The 23,270-nt window shown below is 36.6% G+C and carries 18 protein-coding genes; 8 read left to right on the forward strand and 10 right to left on the reverse strand.

Annotated features, from left to right (window positions below; all coding sequences use genetic code 11):
• Positions 1-23 precede the first annotated feature (23 nt).
• Together aceA and aqpZ are read left to right on the forward strand one after the other, a co-directional pair.
• On the forward strand, positions 24-1,298 hold the full coding sequence (aceA, locus tag BAZ10_RS07090; protein WP_078771470.1) for an isocitrate lyase: 1,275 nt from the start codon (positions 24-26) through the stop codon (positions 1,296-1,298).
• Between the two features lie 155 nt (positions 1,299-1,453).
• Positions 1,454-2,173: an aquaporin Z gene (aqpZ, locus tag BAZ10_RS07095; protein WP_009087912.1), complete on the forward strand. Its 720-nt coding sequence runs from the start codon at positions 1,454-1,456 to the stop codon at positions 2,171-2,173.
• Between the two features lie 88 nt (positions 2,174-2,261).
• On the opposite strand, the gene BAZ10_RS07100 is transcribed toward aqpZ, so the two are convergent.
• The 8 genes from BAZ10_RS07100 to pfkA form a co-directional block, all read right to left on the reverse strand.
• Positions 2,262-3,266 (reverse strand): LuxE/PaaK family acyltransferase, encoded by a 1,005-nt coding sequence (locus BAZ10_RS07100; RefSeq protein WP_078771471.1) that lies wholly within the window; start codon positions 3,264-3,266, stop codon positions 2,262-2,264.
• Between the two features lie 47 nt (positions 3,267-3,313).
• Positions 3,314-4,234, reverse strand: a complete 921-nt coding sequence (locus BAZ10_RS07105; protein ID WP_078771472.1) for an NAD-dependent epimerase/dehydratase family protein — start codon at positions 4,232-4,234, stop codon at positions 3,314-3,316.
• A gap of 60 nt (positions 4,235-4,294) precedes the next feature.
• On the reverse strand, positions 4,295-4,876 hold the full coding sequence (locus BAZ10_RS07110; RefSeq protein ID WP_078771473.1) for a Crp/Fnr family transcriptional regulator: 582 nt from the start codon (positions 4,874-4,876) through the stop codon (positions 4,295-4,297).
• Between the two features lie 3 nt (positions 4,877-4,879).
• The gene (locus BAZ10_RS07115) at positions 4,880-5,647 is read right to left on the reverse strand and encodes a UDP-2,3-diacylglucosamine diphosphatase (protein ID WP_078771474.1); all 768 of its coding nucleotides are present in this window, start codon (positions 5,645-5,647) and stop codon (positions 4,880-4,882) included.
• 5 nt (positions 5,648-5,652) lie between these two features.
• Entirely contained in the window at positions 5,653-6,105 is a 453-nt protein-coding gene (locus BAZ10_RS07120) for a 6-pyruvoyl trahydropterin synthase family protein (RefSeq protein WP_078771475.1), read from the reverse strand.
• Between the two features lie 142 nt (positions 6,106-6,247).
• On the reverse strand, positions 6,248-8,482 hold the full coding sequence (locus tag BAZ10_RS07125; protein ID WP_078771476.1) for a TonB-dependent receptor plug domain-containing protein: 2,235 nt from the start codon (positions 8,480-8,482) through the stop codon (positions 6,248-6,250).
• A gap of 182 nt (positions 8,483-8,664) precedes the next feature.
• Positions 8,665-9,669 carry a type I glyceraldehyde-3-phosphate dehydrogenase gene (gene gap / locus BAZ10_RS07130; protein ID WP_009087903.1) on the reverse strand — a complete coding sequence of 335 codons (1,005 nt, stop codon included), beginning with the start codon at positions 9,667-9,669 and terminating at the stop codon, positions 8,665-8,667.
• A gap of 32 nt (positions 9,670-9,701) precedes the next feature.
• Positions 9,702-10,688: a 6-phosphofructokinase gene (pfkA, locus tag BAZ10_RS07135; protein WP_059154277.1), complete on the reverse strand. Its 987-nt coding sequence runs from the start codon at positions 10,686-10,688 to the stop codon at positions 9,702-9,704.
• 363 nt (positions 10,689-11,051) lie between these two features.
• Here pfkA and BAZ10_RS07140 point away from each other — a divergent pair, with 363 nt between their 5' ends.
• Both BAZ10_RS07140 and BAZ10_RS07145 read left to right on the forward strand, forming a co-directional pair.
• Positions 11,052-14,033 (forward strand): SusC/RagA family TonB-linked outer membrane protein, encoded by a 2,982-nt coding sequence (locus tag BAZ10_RS07140; RefSeq protein WP_078771477.1) that lies wholly within the window; start codon positions 11,052-11,054, stop codon positions 14,031-14,033.
• A gap of 10 nt (positions 14,034-14,043) precedes the next feature.
• Positions 14,044-15,687: a RagB/SusD family nutrient uptake outer membrane protein gene (locus BAZ10_RS07145; RefSeq protein WP_078771836.1), complete on the forward strand. Its 1,644-nt coding sequence runs from the start codon at positions 14,044-14,046 to the stop codon at positions 15,685-15,687.
• A 46-nt stretch (positions 15,688-15,733) separates the two neighbouring features.
• Here the strand turns inward: BAZ10_RS07145 and BAZ10_RS07150 are convergent, their stop codons facing one another.
• Both BAZ10_RS07150 and BAZ10_RS07155 read right to left on the reverse strand, forming a co-directional pair.
• Positions 15,734-17,251, reverse strand: coding sequence for a sulfatase family protein (locus tag BAZ10_RS07150; RefSeq protein WP_078771478.1), 1,518 nt, complete (start codon positions 17,249-17,251; stop codon positions 15,734-15,736).
• Positions 17,252-17,269: 18 nt separating this feature from the next.
• Positions 17,270-18,421: a formylglycine-generating enzyme family protein gene (locus tag BAZ10_RS07155; protein ID WP_078771479.1), complete on the reverse strand. Its 1,152-nt coding sequence runs from the start codon at positions 18,419-18,421 to the stop codon at positions 17,270-17,272.
• Positions 18,422-18,540: 119 nt separating this feature from the next.
• On the opposite strand from BAZ10_RS07155, the gene BAZ10_RS07160 reads away from it, so the two are divergent.
• From BAZ10_RS07160 to BAZ10_RS07175, 4 genes are all read left to right on the forward strand, one after another.
• Entirely contained in the window at positions 18,541-19,521 is a 981-nt protein-coding gene (locus BAZ10_RS07160; protein ID WP_078771480.1) for a hypothetical protein, read from the forward strand.
• A 49-nt stretch (positions 19,522-19,570) separates the two neighbouring features.
• Entirely contained in the window at positions 19,571-19,909 is a 339-nt protein-coding gene (locus BAZ10_RS07165) for a hypothetical protein (RefSeq protein WP_024568565.1), read from the forward strand.
• 229 nt (positions 19,910-20,138) lie between these two features.
• Positions 20,139-22,523, forward strand: coding sequence for a TonB-dependent receptor (locus tag BAZ10_RS07170; RefSeq protein ID WP_078771481.1), 2,385 nt, complete (start codon positions 20,139-20,141; stop codon positions 22,521-22,523).
• Positions 22,524-22,611: 88 nt separating this feature from the next.
• Positions 22,612-23,175, forward strand: coding sequence for a hypothetical protein (locus tag BAZ10_RS07175; protein ID WP_078771482.1), 564 nt, complete (start codon positions 22,612-22,614; stop codon positions 23,173-23,175).
• Positions 23,176-23,270 lie beyond the last annotated feature (95 nt).

Raw genomic sequence — 23,270 nt, forward strand, 5'->3', positions numbered from 1 at the left:
CAAACCGAAAAATAAATATTATTATGAAAACTATTCAGGAACTACAACAGGACTGGAATGAAAACCCAAGATGGAATGGTATAATTCGCCCGTATACACCGGAAGATGTACTTCGGTTACGGGGAAGTTATAAAATAGATTATACTATAGCACAGCTAATGGCAGAGAAATTTTGGAACAAACTTAATAGTCAGGAGTATGTGGCCGGATTAGGTGCATTAACCGGAAATCAGGCTGTACAGGAAGTAGATGCCGGACTGGAAGCAATTTATCTGAGTGGCTGGCAGGTTGCTGCGGATGCAAATCTTTCAGGAGAAATGTATCCGGATCAGTCATTGTACCCTTCCAATTCTGTTCCGGCAGTTGTGAAAAGAATTAATAATGCTCTTCTGCGTGCAGATCAGATTCAGTCTGTTAACAGAGTAAACGGAGATCAGACGAAGCAATACCTGGTTCCTATTGTAGCTGATGCTGAAGCAGGGTTTGGAGGGAACCTCAACGCCTATGAATTGATGAAGCAAATGATAGAAGCCGGAGCAGCAGCAGTACATTTTGAAGATCAGCTTTCTTCTGCTAAAAAATGCGGGCATTTGGGTGGTAAAGTATTGGTGCCAACTCAGGAAGCGATAAATAAGCTAATTGCAGCGAGATTGGCGGCAGATGTTTGCGGTGTATCAAGTATTATTATTGCGAGAACAGATGCTGATGCTGCAGACTTGCTCACTTCTGATATTGATGACAGAGACAAGCCTTTTATAACAGGAGAGCGTACTTCTGAGGGCTTCTTTAAAGTAAATGCAGGTGTACCGCAGGCAATCGCCAGAGGATTGACTTATGCACCATATGCTGATTTGTTGTGGATGGAAACCTCTCATCCAGATTTAGAAGAGGCACGACAGTTTGCTGAAGCTATTCATGCTGAATATCCCGGGAAATTATTGGCATATAATTGTTCTCCGTCTTTTAACTGGGCTTCCAAGCTAAGTCAGCAGGAAATGGAAACATTCCGTGAAGATTTAGCAGCGTTAGGATTCAGATTTCAATTTATTACACTTGCCGGATTCCACGCCCTTAATTATTCTATGTTTGAATTAGCAAGAGCGTATCGTGAGCATGGTATGGCAGGGTATTCCCAATTACAAGAGAAGGAATTTGCATTGCAGCAGGAAGGTTTCCGCGCTGTAAAACATCAGTCTTTTGTGGGAACAGGTTTCTTTGACGAAATTCAGACTATTGTTACAGCCGGAGAAGCAGCAACGGTAGCTCTAAAGGGTTCTACAGAAGCTGCTCAATTTTAAAAAAGATATGTGAGGGTAATGCCATCATTTCATGTAAGATAGGTTTTGTAACAAAAGCAAAAACACTATGGTTTGAATGTTAAAACAGCATAACATCTATCAGGATTGCAGAATATTTTTTACATTTGATAAACAAATATTAAAATATTAATGAAATGAAAAAATTATTCGCTGAGTTTTTTGGTACCTTTTGGTTAGTATTCGGAGGGTGCGGTAGTGCAGTATTTGCAGCCGGTGTTCCAGACATTGGTATAGGATTATTAGGTGTGGCATTAGCCTTCGGGTTAACAGTTGTTACAATGGCATATGCCGTTGGTCATATTTCCGGAGGACATTTTAATCCTGCTGTTTCTTTCGGGCTTTTAGCTGGTGGAAGATTTAGTGCAAAGGATCTTGTTCCTTATATTATTGCTCAGGTATTGGGAGCGGCAGCAGCAGCTGGTTGTCTTTACATTATCCTGAATGGTGCTGGTGCATTCTCTGCTGAAGGACCGGGAGCATTTGCAACCAACTTCTACGATATGCCAGGCTATAACGGAAGAAGCTATTCTATGGGAGCAGCTTTCCTTGCGGAGTTTTTACTAACAGCTTTCTTCCTGATTATTATTATGGGAGCAACAGATAAATGGGCTAATGGCAAGTTTGCAGGATTGGCAATTGGTTTAGGTTTAACATTAATTCACCTGATTTCAATTCCAATTACCAATACTTCTGTTAACCCGGCAAGATCTACTTCTCAGGCTTTATTTGTAGGTGGAGTAGCATTACAGCAACTATGGCTGTTCTGGGTAGCGCCAATCCTTGGTGGTATTGCCGGCGGACTGATTTATAAGTTCTTGCTTCAGCGTGATGGTGGAGAAGAAATTGCTAACTAAGCAGTAACAAAATATTGAATATAAAAAAAAGACCTTCTGAAAAGAGGGTCTTTTTTTATTATTAGAATCATAACGAATCAAATGTCTTTTAGCTTACCAAAAGGCTGCAACCTCTGATGTCTGAGTGGTCTATTCTTCCCAGAACCTGAAATTTTCTTTTACCATCCACGTCAATATCAAAACGACCTAGATCTTGTGTGGCAATAAATGCACAGCTATGCTTATTGGCTAAATCAATAATATTAATGGCTCCGGTGCGTCCCTCATCTACATACGAAAATGGATCTTCTGTATTACGGATCAGAATTCGCATCCAGTTTGGTGTTTCGTATTCATTATTCCCTTTTGAATATGCCTGCGATAATAATTCGGTCATGCTATATTCAGAGTAAATTTTCTCGGTACCAAAACCTGTTTGTAACTCCTGAAGAAGCTGATCTTTTGTGATCTCTTCTTTTCTTCCCTTCATTCCTCCGGTTTCTATAACAATACCATTGGAAATTCTAAAGTTGGTTATACTAAGTTGTTGCAGCGTGTCTAAAAAATCTAATAAAGCGAAAGAAACTCCAAATACAATGTATTTTTTCTGTTCCTTTTCCAGATGCTGAATCTGCTTTAAAAGGTCTTCGTGATTATATAAGAAGTAACCATTCTCAGGCTGATTAGAAACTTTCATCAGGTAATCGACCATATAGACCAATGAGGAGTTTTGTCTTTCCAAATAATTAGGCAGAAGCCCCAGAAAAATAAAGTCTTCAGGTTTGCCAATAAATTGTTCAAAACTTTTATAAAGACTTTCCTCGTATAGCCCGGCATCACAAATCCAATGTTTGGAAAGGTTCATTTGTGTAGTACCGCTACTTTGAAAATAAAATTGAGGTTTTTTGTTCTGATCAACTACTGTGTGATTTTTAAACATTTCTATTGGTAGAAAAGGAATGTTTTCTACCTGAGTAATTTCCTCGGGTTTGATATTCAGATAGTCTGTAAATTTTCTGTAAACTTCAATATTTTGATACTGATAACGAAATGTTTCCAGACAAGCCTGTGTGAAATCCTCTTCTGTTTTTATATTAAAAATGTCTAACTCCATAATACTAATGTCAAAAACACTGCAAATTTACGAAGTTTTTGCGGGAGCTATGAGTTTTTTAGAATTTCCTTTATTCCTTGTTTGTAGGTTGTTGGTGTAAAGTTGAATTCCTTAACGAATTTTTCACTGTTAAAGAAATAGTCTCTGTCATTCTGGTATTGCATCTCTATAAGCTCTTTTATTGTTTTAGAAAATAAGCCTGCCAGTCTTAGCATAAAAGAAGATAGCAAGGTATATCTGGGCTTTGTATTTAGTTCTGTAGTGACAAGTTCTATAAATTGTTTGCCGTTTAACCTTTCTGTAGAAGTTGGGAGATGCCAGTTTTGCCCGTATGCGGAAGCTGTATTGCCTAATAACGCAAGGCCTTTGGCTGCATCAATTGTATAGGTGAAAGAATGAATTTTGGTAGTGTCAGATTGCCATTGTGCTTTTTTACCTTTTTTAAAGTTATCTATAACTAAAAGATTCAAAATACCATTTTTTGCATCTGGTCCGTAGAAGTCAGCACTTTTAGCAATAATTAATTTTAATCCGTTATTTTTTTCTGCTTCATGGAGCTTTTTTATGAGCTGTTCCCTTATTTTTCCTTTTTTAGAAGGAGGATTAATGTGGCTGTCTTCATGCATATTTCCGATCTCTTTTGCAGAGTATGCATATACATTGTCCAGAAAAACGAGTTTTGTACCATGGGTAAGACATGCTTTTATCACATTTTGTATAATAACAGGCCATTGTTTCTCCCAAATTTTATAATCATAAGGAAGACCCACGGTAAGATAGGCTACATCTGTATTTTCCAGAGCCTGAATAACATTTTTTTCATCAAGTAAATTGGCAGCAAATAATTCATCATCCTGATTTACTTTTTTGGGATTTCGGGCAACAAGTCTGACTTTGTCAGTATATCTTCTAAGTTCTTTTGCTAATGGAGTTCCTATATCTCCGCCGGCACCAAGTATTGTCTGCATAATTTTTTTTGTAAAAATATAAGCAATGTTGTACCTAAAACGATGACTTGGGTTAAGGTTTTAGGATTGTATCAATCTTTTCCTGATTCTGCTCAGGCTTTCCGGGGCTATTCCCAGATATTGTGCAATATATCGCTGCGGAATTCTCTGTAGGATTTGTGGTTTCTCCTGTATCAGTTCCAGGAATTGTTTTTCCGGAGAAAAGGAGAGTAGTGATTTTGTTCTGCGCATACTTTCTGTAGCTACATTTTCAACAATAACTTTAAAGAAAGTTGCAATGTTCTCTGATGCTCTCATTGCATTTGCAAGATTTGTGCAGCTGGTAACAAGGCAGGTTGTTTCTTCTTGGGTAATAATAAAGGACGTGGCCGGAATCTGCCTGGAAAAACTTTCCAAATCAGTCAAAAATTCATTTTCAAATGCGAAATAACAGACTCTTTCATGCCCTTCTTCATTGATGTAGTATTGGCGTAAAGCTCCTTTAGTAACAAAAAAGGCTTCATGAGCTGTTTTTCCGGCTTCCAGCAGAAGCGTATTCTTTTTAAATTTTTTCTCTTCAAAAACAGATAAAAACAATCTGATATCTTCCTCCTCAAAAGGTGTTGTTTTGTTGATAACTTCTATGAGGGGATGATTTTCCATGTTTTATCCTTCGTAAGTTTTTAATTCAAAATGATCTCCATCGAAAACACCATAAGTGAAATAGCCAATCCAGTCACCAAGGTTAATGTATTTTGATTGTCCGGCATTCAGATTCAGTACCATTGGCAAGTGGCGGTGGCCAAAAATGAAATAATCGATCTTTTCAGTTTTTAATTTCTCCTTGGCGTAGATAATCAGAAACTCTTTGTCCTCACCCAGGAATTCTTTGTCTTCTTCACCGCTGATCATCTTATTTTTCTGAGAAAGATATAATGCTATTCTCATGGAGATATCTGGGTGCAGCCATTTGAAAAACCATTGCGCTACAGGATTGGTGAAAAGTTTTTTCATTCTTTTATAGCCTTTGTCTCCGGGGCCTAATCCATCGCCATGGGCTAAAAGAAAGTTCTTGCCTGAAACTTCGTAGTATTTTTTTGTGAAATAAACAGGAACTTCCAGTTCATCTTCAAAATAAGATTTCATCCACAGATCGTGGTTGCCTACAAAAAAGTAAAGTTCTATTCCGCTGTCTTTTAATTCGGCAAGTTTGCCTAAAAGTCTTACATAGCCTTTAGGAATTACATGTTGCCATTCGTGCCAGAAATCGAAAAGGTCACCCATCAGGAAAAGTACTTGTGCATCTTTCTTTATTTCGTCCAGCCAACGGATGAATTTTGCTTCACGGACTTTACTTTCTTTAGGAGTAGGAGCTCCAAAGTGCTGGTCCGAAGCGAAATATATTTTTTTACCTTCTTGTAAATCAATTTTCATAAAAATTAATTTTCAGATTGATCCTCAGCAAACCATTCTCCATAAGAGTTTTCGGTTTCATGAAGCTTAAGATATGCAAGAGAAATTTCCGAAGGAAGTTTTGCCTGAACTTTTGCAGCAATTTCATACAGCATATTTTCACATGTAGGCTGAAAAACACAGTAAATAACTTTATGCCCTCTTCCTTCAAGCTCATTTCCGAGTTCCTTGTGTGGAGAATTTGCATTGATTAGTACTGCATGATCCCAGATATCTACAACTTCTTCATTTACAATTTTTTTGATATCGCCGAAATCTACAACCATACCATTTTTAGGATTGTCTAAATCGTTAACAGGTTTTCCTTTTACGGTAACAAATAACTTGTAGGAATGTCCATGCATGTTTTTACACTTACCATCATAATTGTAAAGTACATGAGCAGTTTCAAACGTGAAAATCTTAGTAATACGAATCATGTGGCAAAGATACGAATATGAGTTGAGAGTTGACAGTAAAGCCTGTAAGTTACATGAAAGTGTTGCCCTGAATATAAGGGCGGGGTAATGTCATTTGATTTTTCATGTATCCGGACTCACTGTCAACATCAACTCGCTCAAACTAATAACTGAAAACTAACTTCAAAGCAAAGTTCCTTCCCATATTATAAATGCCTCTGTACCCTGTATTTATTGTTTCCTGTGGTTCGAAATATTTTAGTCTGCTAAGATGTGACTGATAGGCTCTGTCAAAAACATTGTTGACCTGTAAATTGCACATAAGACTGCTTTTATTTCCTACTTTCCATTCTGATGAGATTCCGATGTTCATCAGAAAATAAGATGGAGTATAAGATTCAGTCTGATTTAGTCCAAGATACCTGTTCTGTGCTGCATTATATTCTGCTTCTACCATCGGAGTAATATTCTTCCAGTTATTTTTCCGGAGTGTGAAATTTTTCTCCAGTTTACCCAACCATTTTAAAGGCGCTATTAATGGTAAATATTCTCCGTTTGTACCTTTGTCTTTGAATTCCGGATTTTTATTAAAACCATATACCAATGCAATGCTATTGCTTAGTGTCCATCCTTTTAAAGCTTGAGGATGCAGGGCAAAGTATGCTTCTAATCCGTATAGTCGAGCCTTTGCCTGCTGGTATTGATAAGTACGGTTTCCCTGTGCATCGGTTTGTGGTTTCCCATCTTTGTCCAATAGCATAGTAAGGTAAATAAAGTTGTCCATATTATTATTGAACGCATTAATTTCTCCTGAAAAATCACGGTAACTAGCTATAAGGCTTAGGTCCTGCTGGAATGAAAATTCTGGATCGAAGTTTTTATTTCCTAAATAAATAATGTGAGCACCCGGATCCAAGCCATTTGAGGCCATTTCTGTAATATTCGGTGCTCGGTATGCTCTTCCGATATTGGCTTTTATGTACAACTGTGAGGCCAGTTTGTAACTTGCTCCCAAACTAGCGGATACACCATTGAATTTTTTCTGGTAAGCACTAAACTGATGATTTGCGTTTGGAGTACCTGCTGAAACCTGTCTGTCAAAACCTGTAGCAGGATCAGCTGCAACGTAAAAATCGTCCCAACGAAGATTTCTATGATCATATCTAACACCGCCGCTCACATTCCAACGGTTTTTGGACCACTTTGCATAAGCAAATATACCTGTGTCTGTCAGATTATAATTGGGAATAGGAAAATCGGTTGCATCTTTATTTTTGTTATTCTGTAACATTCCGTTTGCACCGAAACTGAATTCAAAGTTTCCGGTATTGTTCGGAATAAATCTGAAACTATAATTTAAGGTGTTTAGTCTTACAAACATTCCGGCCTGGGATGTCTGAGTAGGATGGTTGTATTCTATTCTGTTATTTCTTTGGTAACCAACGTTAGCATAAAAGTCACCAATGGATGTCTCATAATGGTTATTGGTATAAATTCTCAGATGTCGTATATTTTGATGCAGTGGTGACAGGCTGTAGGAGTTCAATTCTTTGTCACTCACAATAGGTCTGCTTTCCATTACATCCTCTTCCGCTTCATGAATCTGTTTTGTGAATTGTCGTGTTTCCGGATTTCTGCTGCCATCTGGAATTCCCTGTTCATTATCATAATAGGTAATATTGAAATGAGAATAATTATTCCCTTTCTGATAACCTAATAATAAAGAAAAGTTTTTCTCATTAAACCCGGTATTGTAAACTCTTCCGTCTACACTATTTCTATAGTTTTTTGCAAATCTTAGTGAAGTTGAAGTAGCAATGATCCAGTTGTTTTTATTAGCTGCCCAACGGAAACCTGCTCCCACCATACCATTGTTGGTCTGATATTCTGATGTAGCTTTCAGGGATTCCGTATTAGGTGTAACAGGAATGTAGGGGAAGAAACTAATGATTCCGGCTATGGCATCGGATCCGTACATTAGGCTGGATGGCCCTTTGATAACTTCTGCCTGAGCAATGTTGTAAGAGTCTACTTCTATTCCGTGCTCATCTCCCCATTGTTGTCCTTCCTGTCTATGTCCATCATATAGCGTAAGTACTCTGTTATAGCCTAAACCTCTTATAAAAGGTTTTGATACATTCGGCCCGGTTTTTACGGCTACCAGTCCGGGAGTATTCTGTACCAATGCATCTATAATATTCGTCTCATTTGTTTTCTCCATCATTTTAGCCGTAATTCTTTTGATAGGTAATGGATTATCTTTTACAAATGTTTTTTTAGAGAGTCCTGTCATTACAACGGCATCTATACTATTTTCTTTAAGACTGTCTTTTATAAAGCCTTGCGAAAACACATATTGGCTGCATAATGCCAAAACTGAAACATAAAACTTCTTCATTGTTATATCTGTGTAGTTAAAAAGTTAGACAAATCTAACAAAAATATTTTAAAAGAAAAATTTATTTTTTTTTAGAATATCGAGATATGAAAAGAAGAAAACAGCTTTGAAATCTTTGTCGTATGAAACAAAAAAAAACGCTTCCGGGTGGAAGCGTTCTTTATCTGAATTCTGATCTTATATTATAAAGAAGCAGAGTGGATTAACATATCTGTTAATTTGTTAGAGTAACCAGTTTCGTTGTCATACCAAGAAACTAATTTTACGAATGTTGGAGATAACATAATACCAGCATCTTTATCGAATACTGAAGTTCTCTTTTCTCCTACGAAATCCTGAGATACAACAGCATCTTCAGTATAACCAAGGATTCCTTTTAATTCACCTTCAGCGGCAGCTTTAATAGTAGCACAAATCTCATCGTAAGTTGTAGCTTTATCTAATCTTACAGTTAAGTCTACTACAGAAACGTCAGCAGTTGGTACTCTGAAAGACATACCTGTAAGTTTTCCGTTAAGAGAAGGGATCACTTTACCTACAGCTTTAGCAGCACCAGTAGAAGAAGGGATAATGTTGTTCAGTGCAGAACGTCCACCTCTCCAGTCTTTCATTGAAGGACCGTCAACAGTTTTCTGAGTAGCAGTAGCAGCGTGAACAGTAGTCATCAGACCTTCAGCAATACCAAAGTTATCGTGGATAACTTTAGCTAAAGGAGCTAAACAGTTAGTTGTACAAGATGCGTTTGATAAGATTTTGATATCATCAGTTAGTTCGTTGTGGTTAACACCCATTACGAACATTGGAGTATCATCTTTTGGAGGTGCAGAAAGAATTACTTTTTTAGCACCAGCATTAATGTGAGCCTGTGCACTTTCTTTAGTTAAGAATAAACCAGTAGATTCTACGATATATTCAGCCCCAACTTCATTCCACTTAAGGTTGTTAGGATCTTTTTCAGCAGTTACACGAATTCTGTTTCCGTTTACAACAAGGTCGTTACCTTCTACAGAAATCTCTCCTTTAAATTGCCCGTGTACAGAGTCGTACTTTAACATGTAAGCCATGTACTCTGCATCGATAAGGTCGTTGATACCAACTACCTCAATATTGTCTCTTTCAGTCATTGCTTTGAACACAAGACGTCCGATTCTACCAAATCCGTTGATACCTACTTTGATTTTTGACATTTTAAAATAAATTTAATTGATTAGTAAATAATTTATATGGCAAGGATTTCGGCGATCTTCATTAAATCGCCATTCATTTCATTATGTTTTCTGATGGCTTCCTCTATAGGAGTATAAACCAATTCGTTGGCTCTTATACCAGCCATAACATTGGTGTATCCCTGCATAAGTCCTACTACAGCACCATATCCCAGACGACTAGCAAGAACTCTGTCTGCACAACTTGGGGAACCTCCTCTTTGGATATGTCCTAGAGTTGATACTCTTATGTCGAATTCCGGAAATTCATCTTTTGTTTTTTGGGCAAGGTCATATATGTTACCCAGTTTTTCTCCTTCAGCAACAACTACAATGCTTGAAGACTTCCCGGTACCTTCAGCTTTTCTGAAGTTTTCAAACAGATCTTCAATTTTGTCTTCTCTTTCAGGAATCAGAATATCTATAGCTCCGGTAGCAATACCACTGTTTAGCGCTATAAAACCGGCATCACGTCCCATTACTTCTACAAAGAATACTCTGTTGTGAGAAGTTGCGGTATCTCTTATCTTATCTATAGCCTCCATTGCAGTGTTTAGCGCAGTGTCATATCCTATAGTATTGTCGGTACCAAAGATATCATTGTCAATAGTTCCAGGTACACCGATTACTTTTATACCAAATTCTTCACAGAAGATTTTCGCTCCGGTAAAAGTACCGTCTCCACCGATACAGACTAATCCGTCTATACCAGCTTTCTGACATTGTTCAAAAGCTTTTTGTCTTCCTTCTTTAGTTTTAAATTCCAGAGAACGGGCAGATTTTAAAATAGTACCGCCCTGGTTGATGATATTTTTTACGGAACGGGCTCCCATCTTGGTAAGGTTACCTTCCATTAAACCTGAATAGCCTTCACGGATTCCGAAACATTCTAAATGATAATAATTAGCAGTTCTGACTACAGCACGAATAGCTGCGTTCATTCCCGGAGAATCCCCTCCGGAAGTCAATACTCCGATTTTTTTAACCTGTGATTCAGTCATAAAAAAATATATAATGCGAATTTACGGATAAAAAAGGAATTTTTTTACACATTCCTTTGTCTATTTTGATGATTGTTTCGGTAAATATAGTGAAACTTAATTTATATACAAAAATATAAAAGTTTGGGTTTTGTATTGTCTATATGGCATTTTTGGGGATTTATTTTTTGCTAAAATGCATAAAATTGGTAAAAAACAAGAATATATGAAAATTGTAATATTGTTTTTTAGTCCATTATTTCAGGGGTTTGAATTTTACTAAAACGTTTTCGTAAAAAGTTAACGTAATGTTAATATTGGGTTTCGAATTTATTTAGATTGCGTTTAAAATTAACAAACTAATTAACCTAAAATTAACGAATTATGAGAATTCACCCAATGGTGCCTTCAAATTACCTGAAGGTTGCTATCGCCTTTTTTCTCTCTACTTCAGGAGTACAAATGGCCATGGCTCAGCAAACTCCTAATCGAAAAGTAAGTACTAAGGCTGATACTATTTCAAAGTCTAAAGACATTGACGAAGTAGTTGTAGTAGGGTATGGAAAGCAGAAGAAATCTAATATGACGACTGCTGTTTCATCGATCTCCAAAGAAGTACTAGAGTCCAGACCTGTTCCTAATATTATGAACGCCATGCAGGGTGCTGCACCAGGAGTTGTGGTAACAAGAACCTCAGGTAGGCCCGGTGGACAAAATTTTAATATTGAGGTTCGTGGAGCTTCATCCATGAATGGTAGTATTCCACCATTATATGTAGTGGATGGGATTACAGTTTCAGACCAGGTATTCAATACTATTAACCCTGATGATATTGAGAATATTTCCATACTAAAAGATGGAGCGGCAGCTTCTATTTATGGAGCCCGTGCAGGAGGTGGTGTTGTTATTGTTACCACAAAAACAGGGACAAAAGGAAAGGTTAGAGTTTCTTACGGTAGTATTATTACCTCTATGAAACCTCTCAATATTCCGAAGAGAATGTCATTACTTGAAGAAGCCGAATATGCTAATATAGCTTACAATAATGCCGGACAGTCTGTTTATTATGATGATATTGATATGGGCTTTATTCGTAATGGCATCGAATGGGGAATAAATCCTAATAAAAATAAGGTTTCTTATCAAACTTACAATCAGCATGATATCTACAAACAATTGTTTCACGATAATTATTATATGATGCAAAATAATCTGAGTGTTCAAGGGGGATCTGATAAGGTTAGTTATTTTGCTTCAATGGGCTATCTGCAACAGAATGGTTTGTTTAAGGTAGGCCCGGATGCTTATGATAAATGGAATACAAGGTTAAATCTTACTGCAAAGTTATCGGATAAGATTACGATGGACGTCCGTATGGCTTATGCAAAAGAAAGTTTTGACAGATCATCCAGAACGGTAGAAAATGGGGGATCTCTTTCAACAGCATTTTCAGCACGTCAAAAGTTTCCAATTTTCAATCCTGATGGTAGCTTTTATGGAGCAGCAGGTAGTTCAGGTAACTTAACTTATATGTATCAGGCTGCTGCCGGATTTAATAAAAGAAGCAATGAAGATTTTAATAACTCCGTATCATTAACGGGTAAAGATATATTTGTTAAAGGCTTAACACTTAAAGCTGTATATGGAAGAGAGAACTATTATAGAAAGGATAAAACTTTTAACAGAACGGTAAAAACTTATGACTGGACAATTAACGGGCCAATAGCTGCTGCCCCGGTTAATTCAACAAATTCATATAGTGTTTATAATGAGAGTTATATCCAACAGAATACGCAGTTTCAGATAGATTATGATTTTGCTATAGATAAGCATAAATTTCATGTAATGGGAGGCTTTCAATGGGAAGATTATTATAAAAAGACAGAAAGTGCTTCAGCAACCAATCTAATTGTTAATGATAATCCTTCATTAAATTATGCATCGGATGCAAAATATAAATCAAATAGTGAAGGTCAAACCGGATGGGCTCAGCAGTCGTATTTTGGTCGTTTTACATATGAATATGATGGCAAATATTTACTTGAAGGTACAATCAGAAGAGATGAAAGTTCAAGATTGTCTCCAGGGTTCAGAGCCGATTGGTTCAAATCTGCCTCTGCAGGATGGAATATGCATAAAGAAGGATGGTTCAACAGTGCATTACCTTTTTTCACTGTGTTCAAGCCAAGGATATCATATGGTGAGGTTGCAAACGCCAATTCAAGAGACTTAGTTGGAGATTTTGATTTCCTAAACGGTTTAAGTTTTGGTACGAATGTAGTGCTTGGAGATAATGGTGGTGATAGAAATACCTATGTTACCCAAGGAAGATTTTCTTCGAATAGATTGAAATGGGAAAGAGTTGTATCAAAAAATTTAGGTTTAGACTTTGCCTTATTTTCTAATAAACTAACTGGTAGCTTTGATATTTATAGAAAAGATAACCGTAATAACCTGGTAAGAATAACATTGCCTAGTGTATTTGGATATCAGGAGCCATATCAGAATCAGGGGATTCTAAAAACTACTGGATGGGAATTCTCATTAGGGTATAATGGAAGAATAGGAAAAGACTTCACTTTCAATGTGTCCGGAAATATTGCAGATTCTAAAAACAAAGTCGAATATAAAGATGGAAGTTCTTACTTTGTTTACTCAGGACGGAATAATATCATAGAAGGATATGAAATGAATACAATCTGGGGTTATAAAACCAATGGATATATTCAAAATGCAGATCAGTTAAAGGGAGTTCCATATAATGGAAGTAAAACGGGTATAGGTGACGTAAGATATATAGATATGAATGGTGATGGGCAATTAAACGGTGGACTGAATACCGTTGCTGATCACGGAGATTTAGTTTATCTAGGCAGTGATAACCCGCGTTATACTTTTGGATTTAACTTCAGTTCTAAATGGAAAAATGTAGATTTTAGTTTCCGTTTACAAGGAGTAGGGAAAAGAACATTCATGTATTCTACAGATCAGTTTCAACCACTTGCAGCTGCATGGGTACAGCCAATATCAATTCATTTAGATTACTGGACTCCGGACAATCCAAACGCAGCCTTCCCAAGGCCTTTTGTTGGGGGTGGACACAACTTCTTGCCATCTGATAAATGGGTTTTGAATGGAGCTTATGTAAGATTGAAAAATGTTCAGTTGGGTTACAGTTTATCACCTGAAGCGATGAAGAATCTTCCAATTTCAAGGCTAAGATTCTATGTGACAGCAGAAGATATTTTAACATTCTCCAAACTAGGAGTATGGAAAGGTATTATCGATCCGGAACAGAAGAATCAGGCATATGCTGATTATCCACTTTCATCCAGTATCGCATTTGGGGTAAATATTGATTTTTAAAAGAGAAAACATGAACAAAGCAATTATAAAAATAGGAATTTTAGCAGGTGCATTATTCTTGACAGGCTGTAATATTGACAGAGCACCTGAAACATCATTGACAGATGAAGCTTTTTGGAATACAGCTGATGATGTGAAATATGGAGCAAATAATCTATATAATTATTTACCAACTATTAATTCCGATAGTAATATGGATCTATTGTCTGATGATCTTTATTCGGGAAGAAACTCTGTGAATGAGGGAAGCTGGAATGTATCTTATAATGATGGAACCTATAGTAGTAATTATACTTTAATACGTTATGCTAATACTGTAATTCAGAAATCAGACCAAGTCATTTCGAAAGGGGTAAGTGCTGCTGATGTTGGGAAATATCAAGGAGAAGCTTATTTTTTCAGAGCTATGGGCTATTTTGATCTCTTCAAAAGATTTGGTGGAGTACCTCTTATATTAAAAACATTATCTACAGATTCTCCTGAATTAAAGGCGCCACGAGCATCCAGAGACGAAACGATTGATCAGATTTACAAGGATTTGGATTTGGCAATAAGTCTGCTTCCGTTACCTAGTAAATCCGGAGCCGCAAATTATGGACGAATTACTAAAACCGCTGCATTGGCCTTTAAGTCGAGAGTAGCTTTGTTTGAGGGTACCAGATCTAAGTTTCATGGTTACGGCGATCCTGTAAAGCACCTGACCCTTGCCAGAGATGCTGCGAAGGCAGTAATGGATTCAAATGAACATTCGCTATTTGGAAACTACTTTAATTTATTCCAGTATGAGGGAGAAGGATTTGCCAATAAAGAAAATGTATTGGTAAGGATGTATGGACAAAATGCAGCCAATAGTATATCTACTCATGTTATTCAAAGGAATTATGAAGGAGGTTATAATCCGACTTTAGCTTTGGCTAATTCTTATTTGGCAATTGATGGTGTTCCTACAGAAAAATCGAATGAATATACAACTGCTACTGTAAGTTGGGACTTGTATAAGAACAGAGATCCAAGGATGAGTGCCACTTTCTTTAAAAAGGGTGATCCTTTTATCTCTTCGAAAAATTATGATTATCCGAGTCTTAATTTACAACAGACCGGATTTGGACTAAGAAAATATGCAAATGTTGCAGATTGGACAGCTCAAAGATCTTTTATAGATAAACCTATTATCAGATATGCTGAGGTATTACTTAATTATGCTGAATCGGTATATGAATTGAGTGGGTCTATTTCAGATGCGGATTTGGCAAAATCAATTGTTCTACTTAGAAAAAGAGCAGGTTTCCCGGATAATGATAAGGCTGGAAACAGTATTGTCTTTACTAATAGTTTTGTCTCTTCACGCGGGCTGAATATGAGAGATGAAATTAGAAGAGAGCGTAGGGTAGAATTAGCATCTGAAGGATTCAGATATTGGGATTTGATCAGATGGAAGACCGCAGAAACAGAATTGCCAAAATCTACATTAGGTAGTTTTTATTATTCAGACTGGCCGGCAAAAGGTTCTGGAGTACAACTGACACCAGACGGTTATCTATTAATACAGGATGGGTCTACAAAAAAGTTTAATGTACAAAGAGATTATATTTTCCCATTCCCAACGTATGAAATAGCACTAAATCCAAACTTAAAACAAAACCCAGGTTGGTAACATAACAAAACCGCTTCTTTTGAAGCGGTTTTTATTTTTGATGTATTTATTGATTTATAGGTTTCTTCATAACTTCATCTAAAAGGGCAGCAAGTTCTTTTACCTTTTCAGGATGATTTGCCGCAACATTTATTTTTTCTTCCTCGTCGGTTCGAAGGTCATAAAGCTGAGGCTGGGGATTGTTACCTAATTCAGTTTCCGTTTCTTTTAGATACGAACTTCTGTTATTAGGTTTAATATACTTCCATGAATCTTTGATAATAGCAATTCCATATGCATCTTCTATCAGATACGGTCTGTTTTCTTTGCTTTTTCCTAATAACTGGTTTAGCATATTGAAACTATCAAAAGCCTGTCCTTGTTTCAGGTTTTGTTTATTCAGAGATGCAAAAGATGCGAACAAATCAATCTGACTGATAAGTGTGTTGGTTTCTCCTTTTTTTATTTTTTTAGGATAATTTACAATGAAAGGAATTCGGGTTCCACCTTCGAATATACTATACTTACCACCTCTAAGGTTTCCTGCCGGGCGGTGGTTGCCTAAAAGTTGCTTTGCCTGATCATTGTATCCGTCATCTATTACAGGGCCGTTGTCACTACTAAAGACAATAATTGTATTATCTCTAATGCCTAATTTATCCAATGTTTTAATTACCTGACCTACACAATAATCTAATTCCAGAATGACGTCACCACGTGGCCCCATTCCACTTTTTCCAGCAAACTTTTTATTTGGAGTTCTGGGTACATGGATATTTGGAGTAGCATAGTACAAAAAGAAAGGTTCATCTTTGTGCTCGGTAATGAATTTGCTGGCCTTGTCGGCGAAATGCTCATTCATACTGTAATCATCCCATATTGCAGCTTTTCCTCCGGACATATAACCAATACGTCCGATTCCGTTTATAACCGAATTGTTGTGCCCGTTAGAAGAAGTCATCTCCAATAACTCCGGATGCTCTTTATAGGTTGGTATGTTGGCGTTAGGAATTGGACCTTTGTAATTAACCGTAATAGGATCGGCAGGGTCCAGATTCTCTACCTGATGTCCATCTATATACACACATGGAACACGATCCTGAGTTGCAGCCATAATGTAAGAATAATTAAAGCCCAATTCTAAAGGACCCGGTTTTAATGTTCCGCTCCAGTTTGGTCCTTCTTTGCCACCTATTCCAAGATGCCATTTGCCAATAACGCCTGTAGCATATCCTGAATCTCTGAAAAGATCGGCTAATGTATAAGTGTCCTCATTAATAATGAGAGAAGCATCACCATTTGCCACTCCGGTATCATTTCTGCGCCAGGAATATGTTCCTGTAAGAAGTGAATAACGTGATGGTGTGCAGGTAGCATTTGTAGCATAAGCATTGGTGAACTTTAGTCCATTATTTGCGAGAGCATCGATATTGGGGGTATTAATAGATTTTGCTCCATATGAGCGGAGATCTCCATAACCCAGGTCGTCCGTATAAATAATAAGGACATTTGGTTTTTTGCTTTTCTGGGCATTAATATTGGCTAGTGCCAATAAACCCAAAAGCAGAGTTAAGATTTTATTCATGGTTAATTAGTTTTATTTTTATTTGGTTTCAAGATCCTTTACCAATCTGAAACCTGTATGTACCATGCCTGTGTCTTCTGAATAAGGCATTCTTGCAGAAACCCGATAGCTGGCACAGTAAGAATCATTACACAGGAAGCTCCCGCCACGTACCACTCTTTTGTTAGCAAAAGGTTCGGATGGATAATAAGGTTTCGATGGTCCCGTAGGATTGTTGCTTATTTGATTTCCCTGCAAAGACTGATAGTAATTTTCACTAAACCAATCTGAGCATATTTCCCAAACATTCCCAGCCATATCATAAAGACCATAAGCATTTGGAGCATATGATCCAACCGGAGCAGTATAGTAATAACCGTCTTTTTCTGTGTTCTTTATTGGGAATGTTCCCGTCCAGTAATTAGCTTTCTGAGAACCATTGCCTATGTGTTCATCGCCCCATGGATAAATTTTGTTATCTAAACCACCACGTGCAGCCCATTCCCATTCAGCTTCAGTAGGAAGGCGTTTTCCTGTCCACTTTGCATAGGCAACAGCATCAAAGTAGGAAACATGTACAACCGGATGATTTTCTTTACCTTTTATATTACTTCCCGGACCAAGTGGATGCTGCCAGTCAGCTCCTTTTACCCAACGCCACCATTGTGAGTAATCTTCTAATCCGTTTACCGATTCAGGAGAAGCAAAAACCATAGATCCAGGCATTAGATCCTCATCTGAAGGTTTAGGAGTATCGGGCGGTAGCTCTTTTTTCAGTGCTTCCCAGTCAACAGGTTTTTCAGCAGTAGTAATATAACCTGTGGCAATTACAAATTTTTCGAATTCAGCATTGGTGACTTCATGTGTATCCATATAAAAGGACTTTACCGAAACTTTATGCTGAGGTGATTCCCAGTTACGGGACCATTCATCACCATTGGACCCCATCATATAAGTGCCGGCAGGAATTAAAACCATTTTGTTTGTTACTTCTGCGGAGATTTTATCTTTTAATGAAATTGTTGTAGCAGGTGAGTTTGTCTTTTTTTGTGTGATAATTTGCCGGGCTTTACTACCGGAAACTTCGCAGCAGGAAAGCTTTGTAGTCTTTGTTTGTCCATTCGCAATGCCGGAGTATGTAACTCCTGTCAAGCTTATGCAGACACAGATTAGCTGTTGAATAGAAGTCATGGTTTTTTTTCAAAAATAGCAAATATTCTATTAAATCTTGTTTTCCTAGTTATCCACATTTTCCGGCTGTACATACTAAATTACTGTTAAAAATGTTATTTTAGTAAAGAAATTTAAGTATGAAGAAAGGAATGCTCATCTTTTGGGGACTGTATCTTTTATTTTTTTGTATACCTTTTCCTATTATCATCTACATGGCAACTGATACATCATCAGGTACTTATATGCCGGAAAGTTCATTGTTTTGGTCATGGTTCTGGTTAGGATTATCAGTTCTTATTTGGGGATATATCCTTTGGTTTTTCATTGATCAGTCCTTAATACAGCCTGTAAAAGATAAGAAAGTGATACAGGATATCGCTAAAAACGGCATTGAAAGAAAGGCCATTATTACAAGTCAGGTTATACTGAAAAATGAAACATTAAAAAATCAACAGTTATTGCAGCTAAATCTTCGATTTAATAATCTCAATAATTATCCTATTGAAGATAGTCATTTCTTTGTGGATATTAAACCAGAAGAAAACAGATTCGCAAAAGGTAAAGAAATAGATATTCTGCTGAACAGAAATGTAGAGCATACACCTTATTTTATTCTGAAAGGACAACAAACAAAATATAACAACAGTGGTATGCTGTATAGGTTACTAGGCTTTGTCTTATTACTGGCCTATGTTGCGGGATTGTATATTTATTTTTACGACCGGGATTCAAAAGGACACGAATGGCAATTTCTTACTTTTATGCATCCGATTATTTTTACCGGTTTTATGATTTTGCTTTTTGTTGCTGTCTATCAGTTTTTGCTCAAACCTTTGATGTTTGGAAAAAAATGGAAACAAAAATTATTGTATGCCGGAAAAATGGTTTCTGCAGAAATAAGAAATGTAAGACAAACAGGGCTTTTGGTAAACGATCAGCCGGAAGTAAGATTCGATGTGTCCTATGCAAATGAAAAAGGTATTGTTTATCAGGCTATTTATAAAAAGGTTGTACAGTTAATTGATATACCTGCCCTACGTAGGGAAGGCTATATTGATATTATGTATAGTGATGAAAAACCTGAAAAAATTGTAATTCCAAATATATTTAATCATTAGATTGTTCCACAGATAGATATAACTCATATAAAGTTATTATATTTGTGCAATGCAAAAAGATTCCGGGCAATATAAAAAGCTTGTAGCAGGGATTATCGTTGGCATATATGCCTTCGTAGTTTTCTTTGCGGGATTTTTGCATACTCACAAAGCAGATGTTACGTTTGGTACAGGAACTAAAGTGAAAATGGAAAAATCTTTCCAGCCAAATGTTAATGACTGTCTTTCCTGTCATCTTATGGGAAGCCATCAGATTTATGAATCTTTTGATTTTTCATTAGAGTTATTCAGTTCTCAGATTTTTGCGGAACAGATTTATTTCTATCAGCAAAAATTCTTCTTAGAAGCAAAAACCTATTTTTCTTTACGGGGACCTCCGTTTGTTTAGTGTATATAGCGGTTTGTATTCTTTTTACAGTCGCATAAAGTAGAAACGTTGAATTGTGTATTGGTAAGATGTATTCATATCGTAGTGTATGAATATGTAGTTTGCTCATTATTTCTATGGGCATAGCAATATGGTCATATACTGTAATCTAATAAGCTATCAGCAATGCTGGCGAATTTGATGTACATTATTACAACAGACACATTCTAAAACAAATTAAGGTAAAATTATGTCAAAATATATGACGACATTCCTGCTGCTATGTGGTATGGTAATGTCTTATGCGCAAAGCAGCTTTACTGTACAGGGGACGGTAAAAGATTCAGATAATCACTCTCCGATAGCTCAGGCACAAATTAGTATTGGAGGTATTAAGGCGATATCTGATGCTAAAGGCTTTTTTTCTCTAAAAATAAATAGCGGAGAATATGCAGTGGTGGTTACACATCCAAAGTTCGATGCATTCAAGGAAAATCTGAAAATAGATAAGCATCTCAAACTTGAAATTAATCTGGAGCACAGAGCTGAAGATATAGAAACAGTAGTACTGAATGTAAAACATCGTACTCCTGGTGCTATGATTGTTAGCTCTCTGGATAAAAATATGATTTCCAGAAATGTGGCCAGTAATCTGGGGAATTTGCTAACAAATATATCCGGAGTTGAAGGATTGAAAACTGGTAATAATATTGTAAAGCCTATTATCCATGGGATGTACGGAAGCCGTGTTGCAATCCTTAATAACGGGGTAAAGATGGCTGAACAGGAATGGGGTGTAGAGCATGCTCCAAATATAGATATTAATAATTACCAGCATATAGATGTGGTAAAAGGAGCTTCGGCACTAAAGTTTGGTGGTGATGCTATTGGTGGAGTTGTATTGCTGGAACCGGCGATATATCCTAAGAAAGATACACTGGAGGGAAGTGTAACGCTGAATGGACAGTCTAACGGCCGAGGCGGTGGTGTTAATGTAAACCTTCTGAAGCTATGGAAAAATGGCTGGGCAATTAATACTAACGGAGCCTATAATAAATTAGGAGACCTTAAGGCACCTGACTACGGATTAATGAATACCGGATTGGAGTCTAGTTCTTTTAATTTTGGAGTTCAGAAGAAAAATGCACATAGAGGATTTTCTATAGATTACTATCTTACAAATCAGAATATTGGTATTCTGAGAGCTTCACATATAGGAAGCCCACAGGATTTTTATGAGGCTATCAATGCGCCTCGTCCAATCTTCGAAAGAGATTTCAGCTATGATATTGATAACCCTAAACAGGTTGTAGAACATCATCTGGTAAAGCTTAATGCTTATAATGATTTTAAAAACTTCGGTAAACTGTCTTTAACCTACAGTTTCCAGTACAATCACAGACAGGAATACGATATTCGTCGTGGAGATCTTAAAGCGTTACCAGCTTTGGATATGGAGTTGATTACAAATCAGGTTAATATTAATCATTTACTGAATAAAGATAACTGGAGTCTGGAATCCGGAATTGACGGAACCTATCAGAATAATTATTCAGATCCTGCAACTAAAGCCAGAAGACTGATTCCTAATTATGATAAATATGCTGGTGGTATTTATTCCATATTTAAATATAAATTCAATTCAAAATGGAATACAGAAGCCTCAGCCAGATACGATTTTAACAGATACGATGTAAACAAATGGTATGATACTTCTGATTGGAATAATCGTTATGCAGCTTTATATCCGGAATTTAAAGTAAAAGAAAAAGCAAACCGTACACTTACAAATCCGATTCTGAATTATCATAATTTTTCTTTCAGTGCCGGAGTAGAATATAGACCCTCTTCAGTACTTAATTTGAAATTTAATTATTCCAGAGTAAGCAGAACACCAAATATTGCAGAACTATTCTCCGATGGATTACATCATTCAGCATCGGTTATAGAAGTTGGTGATATGAGCCTGAAAAATGAAACGGGTAATCAGTTCAATTTGTTAATCGAAAGCAAAATTAATGCGCTACAAGGATTGCAAATTTCACTGAATCCATATTTCTTCTATACCAAAAACTATATCAACGAAGTTCCTACAGGAATACAGAATACAATTCGTGGTGTTTTCCCGGTATGGAGTTATCAACAAATTGATGCCAAAATGTTTGGTGCAGACTTAGATGTTAACTGGAAGCTTACTTCTAATGTAATATACAAGGGACGTGCAGCTTATTTATACGGACAGGATATGACGAATAATGTTCCACTAATCCTGATGACACCTACTAACGTTTACAATGCTATAGAGTTTAATAAACCGGAGTGGAATAATTTCTACTTCAATGTGAACAACAGACAGGTATTCCGCCAGAACAGATATCCATACAATCCTGTATATATTACTTTGTACAATGCAGAAGGAGAAGCTTATGAAGCTACATTGGATCTTTCAACTCCTCCAAAAGCATATAATCTGTGGGGGCTGCAGGCCGGAGTAGATATTTATAAAAACTTCTCTGTAGGACTTACCGTAAATAATCTTTTAAATACTAACTATAAAGATTATCTCAACAGACTGCGTTTCTTTAGTTATGAAATGGGGCGCAATTTTATCTTAAATATTAAATACAACTTTTAATCTCAGTTAAAGATTAAATATACATGGAGGTTATGTTAATTCTAACCATTTATATTTCTTTCGATAACAAAAATAAATTTATAACAAAATGAAAAATATATTCAGAATATTCAATGTCAGTGTTTTATTAGCAACTTTAAGCTTAGTGACTTTGTCATGTAACAGAGGTTCTGTGGAAGAGGATGATCTTCCTCAGGAAGAACTTTCCAATATTGTTTTGAATGTAACTGATGTTGCGGACAAAACAACTGCTGTTTACGATTATCAGGTGAACGGAACAGCTCTTCCAAATATCAAGTTACAGGATGGACATACTTATGATGTATCTGTTGTTTTCTTAAACGGGAATGAAGATGCTACTCAGGAAATCAAATCAGCTAAAGATGAACACTTCCTTGTTTATAATTTTCCAAAATCTGATATTACATTAACCAGAACAGACGATGCTTCTTCAACACGTAAGGATGGTGCAAAAGTAGGACTTAAAACACGTTGGGTAGTTAACAAAGCTCAGACTGCAGACGGCTCTCAGCTAATCTTAACATTGTATCATGAACCTAAAACAGTTGCAGAATCTAAAAACGGTACTGAATGGGGAAAACAAACCGGAGGAGAAACAGATGCTGTAGGACAATATAATATTGTAAAGTAGTTTAGTAGTAAATATATTTATGGTACAGGGTATGAAACATAGTTTCATGCCCTTACTTTTTACCAGATGTTTCAAATTCGTATCTTTGCAAACTG

It is taken from the genome of Elizabethkingia occulta (genome assembly GCF_002023715.1).
GTDB classification, from domain to species: Bacteria; Bacteroidota; Bacteroidia; order Flavobacteriales; family Weeksellaceae; genus Elizabethkingia; species Elizabethkingia occulta.

Coding starts and splice junctions, on each gene's coding strand:
- aceA (WP_078771470.1), top strand. CDS start 24: ATGAAAACTATTCAGGAACTACAACAGGACTGGAATGAAAACCCAAGA.
- BAZ10_RS07170 (WP_078771481.1), top strand. CDS start 20,139: ATGTCAAAATATATGACGACATTCCTGCTGCTATGTGGTATGGTAATG.
- gap (WP_009087903.1), bottom strand. CDS start 9,669: ATGTCAAAAATCAAAGTAGGTATCAACGGATTTGGTAGAATCGGACGT.
- BAZ10_RS07105 (WP_078771472.1), bottom strand. CDS start 4,234: ATGCAGACAATACTTGGTGCCGGCGGAGATATAGGAACTCCATTAGCA.
- BAZ10_RS07145 (WP_078771836.1), top strand. CDS start 14,044: ATGAACAAAGCAATTATAAAAATAGGAATTTTAGCAGGTGCATTATTC.
- BAZ10_RS07120 (WP_078771475.1), bottom strand. CDS start 6,105: ATGATTCGTATTACTAAGATTTTCACGTTTGAAACTGCTCATGTACTT.
- pfkA (WP_059154277.1), bottom strand. CDS start 10,688: ATGACTGAATCACAGGTTAAAAAAATCGGAGTATTGACTTCCGGAGGG.
- BAZ10_RS07175 (WP_078771482.1), top strand. CDS start 22,612: ATGAAAAATATATTCAGAATATTCAATGTCAGTGTTTTATTAGCAACT.
- BAZ10_RS07155 (WP_078771479.1), bottom strand. CDS start 18,421: ATGACTTCTATTCAACAGCTAATCTGTGTCTGCATAAGCTTGACAGGA.
- BAZ10_RS07165 (WP_024568565.1), top strand. CDS start 19,571: ATGCAAAAAGATTCCGGGCAATATAAAAAGCTTGTAGCAGGGATTATC.
- BAZ10_RS07150 (WP_078771478.1), bottom strand. CDS start 17,251: ATGAATAAAATCTTAACTCTGCTTTTGGGTTTATTGGCACTAGCCAAT.
- BAZ10_RS07125 (WP_078771476.1), bottom strand. CDS start 8,482: ATGAAGAAGTTTTATGTTTCAGTTTTGGCATTATGCAGCCAATATGTG.
- BAZ10_RS07140 (WP_078771477.1), top strand. CDS start 11,052: ATGAGAATTCACCCAATGGTGCCTTCAAATTACCTGAAGGTTGCTATC.
- BAZ10_RS07110 (WP_078771473.1), bottom strand. CDS start 4,876: ATGGAAAATCATCCCCTCATAGAAGTTATCAACAAAACAACACCTTTT.
- BAZ10_RS07100 (WP_078771471.1), bottom strand. CDS start 3,266: ATGGAGTTAGACATTTTTAATATAAAAACAGAAGAGGATTTCACACAG.
- BAZ10_RS07160 (WP_078771480.1), top strand. CDS start 18,541: ATGAAGAAAGGAATGCTCATCTTTTGGGGACTGTATCTTTTATTTTTT.
- aqpZ (WP_009087912.1), top strand. CDS start 1,454: ATGAAAAAATTATTCGCTGAGTTTTTTGGTACCTTTTGGTTAGTATTC.
- BAZ10_RS07115 (WP_078771474.1), bottom strand. CDS start 5,647: ATGAAAATTGATTTACAAGAAGGTAAAAAAATATATTTCGCTTCGGAC.